6 protein-coding genes are annotated in these 5,732 nt (G+C 71.7%); 5 read left to right on the top strand and 1 reads right to left on the bottom strand.

What is annotated here, in order from left to right; translation table 11 throughout:
• Window positions 1-642: hypothetical protein (locus tag ETD85_RS59585; protein ID WP_138698645.1), on the bottom strand; the 642-nt coding region annotated here is incomplete at its 3' end.
• A 98-nt stretch (window positions 643-740) separates the two neighbouring features.
• On the opposite strand from ETD85_RS59585, the gene ETD85_RS59590 reads away from it, so the two are divergent.
• The 5 genes from ETD85_RS59590 to ETD85_RS59610 all read left to right on the top strand — a co-directional run bounded on the left by ETD85_RS59590 (window position 741) and on the right by ETD85_RS59610 (window position 5,406).
• Window positions 741-1,508 (top strand): phytanoyl-CoA dioxygenase family protein, encoded by a 768-nt coding sequence (locus ETD85_RS59590; RefSeq protein WP_138698646.1) that lies wholly within the window; start codon window positions 741-743, stop codon window positions 1,506-1,508.
• Window positions 1,493-2,449: a phosphotriesterase family protein gene (locus tag ETD85_RS59595; protein ID WP_240780130.1), complete on the top strand. Its 957-nt coding sequence runs from the start codon at window positions 1,493-1,495 to the stop codon at window positions 2,447-2,449. The genes ETD85_RS59590 and ETD85_RS59595 overlap by 16 nt, the downstream gene beginning before the upstream one ends.
• On the top strand, window positions 2,446-3,639 hold the full coding sequence (locus tag ETD85_RS59600; RefSeq protein ID WP_138698647.1) for a cytochrome P450: 1,194 nt from the start codon (window positions 2,446-2,448) through the stop codon (window positions 3,637-3,639). The genes ETD85_RS59595 and ETD85_RS59600 overlap by 4 nt, the downstream gene beginning before the upstream one ends.
• Window positions 3,636-4,445: an SDR family NAD(P)-dependent oxidoreductase gene (locus ETD85_RS59605; protein ID WP_170247451.1), complete on the top strand. Its 810-nt coding sequence runs from the start codon at window positions 3,636-3,638 to the stop codon at window positions 4,443-4,445. The genes ETD85_RS59600 and ETD85_RS59605 overlap by 4 nt, the downstream gene beginning before the upstream one ends.
• 103 nt (window positions 4,446-4,548) lie before the next feature.
• Window positions 4,549-5,406: a Gfo/Idh/MocA family protein gene (locus ETD85_RS59610; protein WP_138698649.1), complete on the top strand. Its 858-nt coding sequence runs from the start codon at window positions 4,549-4,551 to the stop codon at window positions 5,404-5,406.
• Window positions 5,407-5,732: the final 326 nt, after the last annotated feature.

Genomic DNA, 5,732 nt, shown 5'->3' on the forward strand with positions numbered 1-5,732 from the left:
GCGGGCGGGCAGGGCGAGGGCTATGCCGCCCGCGCCGGCCGCGAAGATGAGCCACGCCGCGCCCGCGACCGCGTTCGGTAACTGGGCGAACCAGGCGACCGGCACCAGGAACGGCGCCACGATCATGGCGATGGCCGCCCACGCCGGCGCGGCGCTGCGCAGCGCGGCCACGCCCAGCAGCACGAAACCGGCCAGGGCCAGGAAGAACGTGAACCCGAGCACCGACGTCGGCAGCCCTTCGTTCAGCTCCGTGACGAGCTTGGCGGTGGTGGGCACGTCCAGCCCCGACCTGGTGGCCGCGTAGATGACGTCGTCGGTGTTCAGGCCGAAGGGCAGCGCCATGACGAAGGCGAGGATCATGCCGACGAGGCCGAGCACCGGCCGGCCCGACCTGGCCACCTTGCTCACCGCGAAGATCGCGGGGATGAGGGTGGCGGCGCTCAGGACGCTGAGCCAGCTCCACAGGGCGTAGCCGTCCATGGCGGCGACGAAGCCCCTGATGTACGGCTCGCCCTCCTGGGTGACGGTGAAGGGGGCGAAGAGCAGCGACAGGGCGAGGAGGAGGGGCGAGGTCACCGCGCAGGCGATCATCGCGCCACGGGTGAAGCGGGCGGTGCCGGGAGGTGTGTCGACTGTGGTCATGTCCCGAGAGTCGGCGCCGGTGCGGGCGCGCGCATGAGTAGGGGCTACTCAGATGACGGGTCTTACCAAGCGCTTGCTTTAGGTGCGAGACTGGGCGCATGGAGATCCCCGTGCGCCAGGCGACGGACGACGAGGTGACGTTCTTCGGCACCCACGGCTGGGTGCGGCTCGGCCGGCTGATCGACCCCGCGAGCGCGGCGGCCCTGCACGAGCGCGCCGTCGGTTATCTCAGAGCGCGCAGCCGGAGCCGTACGACGCTCGTGGACCAGGCGTTCGGGCAGTCGAGGGACGTCGCGGAGAGCGATGAGATGTTCGGCGCGCTGACCACGGACCCGCAGATGGGGCGCAACGCCGTCCGCCTGCTGCGGGGTGTCCGGGCCGTGCGCGTGCAGGTCACCAACCTGCTGGTCAAGGAGCCGGGCGAGCACGGCGCCACCGAGTTCCACCAGGACTTCCCCTGGATGCCGATGGACCGCTCGGCCATGCTGACCGTGTGGCTGGCGCTGGCCGACGTGCCCGCCGACATGGGGTCGCTGCGCTTCTACGACGGCTCGCACCGCTACGGGCTGCTCGGGCGCAGCTTCACCCGCCCGGGGGACGACCAGCTCAGCCAGCATCCGTGGCTCAAGGAGCTGGAGCTGTCGCCGCCGCTGGACCTCAAGGCCGGTGACGCGACCGTGCACCACGCCCTGACCGTCCACGGCGCGCCCGCCAACCGCCGCGACCGGCCGCGCCTGTCGTTCACGGTCACGTACTTCGACGCCGACGCCCTCTACACCGGCCTGCCCTACCGGCAGACGGACGGGCTCGGGCTAGAGGTGAACCGCCCGTTCGAGCACGAGAGGTTCCCGTGCCTGAAACCGTGAGAGGCCCGGTCGCCGACCTCGGGGCGACGCTGATGCACGAGCACGTCTTCGGGCTGAGCCCCGAGATCCTGTGGAACTGGCCGGACATCCCGGAGATGTGGGACCTGGAGGCGCGGGCGCTGGAGGCGGCCGGCAAGCTCGACGCGCTGAAGGCCGAGGGCATCGACACGATCGTGGACCTGACCGTGGTCGGGCTCGGCCGCTACGTTCCCGCGGTGCAGCGGGTGGCCGAGCTGACCGAGGTGAACATCGTGGCGGCCACCGGGCTCTACACCTACGACACGCTGCCGCCGTACTTCGCCAACCGGGGGCCCGGGTCGCTGTTCGGCGGGCCCGACCGGCTGGCGGAGTTCTTCGTGCGCGACATCGTGGAGGGGATCGGGCGGACCGGCGTCAAGGCGGCCATGCTGAAGTGCGCCTCCGACCACCTGGGGATGACCAAGGGCTGCGAGCGGGTGTTCAGGGCGGTGGCCGAGGCGCACACGGCGACCGGCGTGCCGATCACCACCCACTCCCACAGCGCCTCCGAGGGCGGCCTCGAACAGCAGCGCCTGCTCGCCTCCCTGGGCGTGGACCTGGGCAAGGTGGTCATCGGGCACGCTGGGGACTCGACCGACGTGGCCTACCTGGAAGAGCTGATCGCGAACGGTTCCTACCTGGGCATGGACCGCTTCGGCATCGAGACGATCAGCTCGTTCGAGGACCGCGTGGCGATGGTGACGACGATGTGCGAGCGCGGACACGCCGAAAAAATGGTGTTAAGTCACGACTCGTACTGCTTTAACGACCGGTTCGACCCCGGAGTCGTACAGGAGCGCCACCCCAACTACCACCTCCTGCACATCTCCCGCGACGTCCTGCCGGAGCTGCGCAAGCGGGGTGTCACGGACGGACAGCTCCACCAGATGCTCGTCGCCAACCCGCGGAGGATCTTCGCATGACCGAGGACTTCGACGTCAGCTCCGACTGGCATGTCGCCGCGCCGTACGAGTTCCTGCGCGGGCTGCGCGAGCACTCGCCGGTGTTCCGCAGCGAGCACCTCGGCGCGTACGTCCTGACCCGCTACGCCGACGTGCGCGCGGCCTACGGCGACCCCGGGCGCTTCTCCTCGGCGGGCTCCCTGACGATCTCGCGCAGCCTGACCGACCGGACCAGGGAGAAGCTGGGCGAGCACGGCTCGTTCCTGGGCAGCTTCGTGGCGAACGTGGACCCGCCCGACCACACCCGGCTGCGGCGCTCGGTGTCCAGGGCGTTCACGCCGAGAGCGGTGGCGGCCATGGAGGACACCTTCCGGCGGCTCAACGAGGAGCTCCTCGACCGCCTCGACCCGCGCGGCGAGGCCGACTTCGTCACCGAGATCGGCCACGAGCCGTCGGTCAAGCTGACCGCCCGCTTCATCGGGGTGCCCGAGCAGGACGAGGCGTTCGTGCAGGCGCACGTCAAGGACTGGTTCCAGCTCTTCCTGTCGCCGCAGCCGCCGGAGCGGCAGCTCGAACTCGCCGACAGTTTCCTGACTTATCTGGATTACGTGGATCGGCTGGTGGCCGCCCGGGCCAAGGACCCGCAGGACGACTTCACCTCCCTGATGACCGCGCTGATCGGCGCGGAGCTGAGCCATCGGGAGGTGGTCGAGCTGATCTCCACGATCCTGCTCGGCGGCAACGACACCGTGCCGAACCAGCTCGGCAACACCGTCCTGCGGCTGCTGCGGGAGGGCGTCTGGCCGGTGCCGCCCGGCCTGGTCGCCAACGCCTCCGAGGAGTGCATGCGCATCGACGGGGCGTCGCTGGGCTCGTTCAGGTACGCGGCGACGGACATCGACCTGCACGGCGTGACGATCCCGGCCGGCGCGCTCGTCCTGCTGTCCACCGACTCGGCCGCCCACGACGAGAGCGTCTTCCCCGACCCCGGCACGTTCCGCATCGACCGGCCGAACGCCGCCGAGCACCTGGTCTTCGGCTACGGCATCCACTTCTGCGTCGGGGCCGCGCTCGGCCGGCTGCAGCTGCGCACCGCGCTGGAGGTGCTCGGCCACCGGCTGCCCGGGCTCAGGCTCGTCCCCGGCGGGCCGATCGCCTACCGGAAGTCGATCGTCGGCCGCGGCCTGCCTTCCCTGCTGGTGGAGTGGTGAGCGGCCTGGGCCGGTTCAGCGGCCGCGTCGCGCTCGTGACCGGCGCGGGGTCGGGCATCGGCGCGGCCTGCGCGGCCCGCCTGGCCGCGGAGGGCGCCTTCGTGGGCGTGCTCGACCTGCGCGCGGCCGCGGCCAAGACCACCGCCGCCGCCATCCGTGCCCGCGGCGACACCGCGACCGCCCTGACCTGCGACGTCTCCGACGAGAAGCAGGTGGAGCAGGCGGTGGCTGAGCTGGTCGCGTCGTTCGGCAGGGTGGACGTCCTGCACTCCAACGCCGCCGTACTCGACGCCGACGTCTACGGGCGCGACCGCGACCTCGCCGGGCTGGACACCGCCGTCTGGGACCGCACCATGGAGGTCAACCTGCGCGGGGCCATGCTCATGGTCAAGCACACCGTCCCCGCCATGCCCGACGGCGGCGCCATCGTCCTCACGTCGTCGGTGTCCGCCCTGGTCGGGGACACGATGCACGCCGCGTACGGGTCCTCGAAGTCGGCCCTGATCGGCTTCACCCGCTACGTCGCCACCATGTACGGCTCCCGCGGCGTCCGCTGCAACGCCGTCGCCCCCGCACTCGTGCTGACCGCCGCCGCGCAGCGCGCCCTGACCCCCGCCCAGCTCGCCGACAAGGCCGCCGAGCGTCTCCTCCCGTGGGCCTGCACCGTGGACGACGTGGCCAACCTGGTGTCCTTCCTGCTGAGCGACGAGGCCAGGTGCATCACCGGCCAGACCGTCACCATCGACTCCGGCACCCTCGCCCACCGGCCGCAGCACGCCGTGCACCAGTGGCGCGACGCCCAGTGACGCCGCTGGGCGGGCACCGCGCGGGGCGCCCGCCCACCGGCCCCCTCTCGGTTCGCGGCGGGCTGTCCAATAAGGTGAGGTCGGAGCTGATCTAGGGGGTTTCATGGAGCCGGTGGCGGTCGGGCTGGTCGGAGCAGGGCCGTGGGCCGAGATGGCGCACGCGCCGATGCTGTCCAGAGGACCGCACACGCGCCTGGCCGGGGTGTGGGCCAGAAGGCCGGAGGCGGCGGCCAGGCTCGGCGTCCCGGTGTACGAGCGGATCGAGGAGCTGTTCGACGCCTGCGAGGCGGTGGCCTTCTGCGTGCCGCCCGCCGTACAGGCAGAGCTGGGCGTCCTGGCCGCCCGCGCGGGCAAGGCGCTGCTGCTGGAGAAGCCGCTGGCCGACTCGCTGGCGAACGCCGAGCGCCTGGCCGGCGCGATCGCCGAGGCGGGCGTGGCCTCCCAGATGGTGCTCACCCTGCGCTACGCCCCCCAGGCCCGCACCTTCCTGGCCCGGTGCGGCGACATCGAGGCGTTCGGCGGCCACGCCGCGAACATCTCCGGCGCCCTCCTCGGCGATCACCACTTCGCCACCCCGTGGCGGCGTGAGCGCGGCGCGCTCCTGGACGTCGGGCCGCACGTGATCGACCTGCTGGACGCCGCGCTGGGCCGGGTCAGCGGCGTCCGCGCGCACGGCGACCCGCTGGGCTGGACCGGCCTGCTGCTGGAGCACGAGGGCGGCGCGGTCAGCGAGGCGTCCCTGTGCATGTCCGCCGTCGGCGACCTGCCGCCCGCCACGTTCGCCGTGTACGGCCGCACCGGCAACGCCGTGCTCATGCCCTTCGACGACGACCCCCTTGAGGTGGTCGCGGAGGAGTTCGCCGCCACGGTCCGCAACGGCGGCGGGCACCCCCTGGACGCGGCGCACGGGCTGCGCCTCCAGCGGATCATCGCCGAGGCGGAGCGCCAACTGGCCCCTTGACGACAGGGACCATCCGGAGGATTGATAGCCTTCAGGGACGTACTCACGCGCAGCGTTGCAGCGAAGTCCGGTGCGAGTCCGGCGCTGTCCCGCAACTGTCATAGCCAGGTCGCCTGCCGCTGCGCTGACGTCATCAACCCTCGTGGAAAAGGGTGATCCGTCGCTCATTGCGGGTCTCTCGGTTCCGAACAGTGTGAAAGGACTACTCGTGAGGCCCGTACGTACGGTCTTCGCGGGCGCGCTGCTGGGAACGCTCGTCCTGGCCGGTTGTGGCCAGACCGGCACGACAGCATCCCCTGCTGCATCAGCCCCCGCCTCCGCCCCTG

The organism is Nonomuraea zeae, assembly GCF_005889725.1.
GTDB lineage: Bacteria > Actinomycetota > Actinomycetes > Streptosporangiales > Streptosporangiaceae > Nonomuraea > Nonomuraea zeae.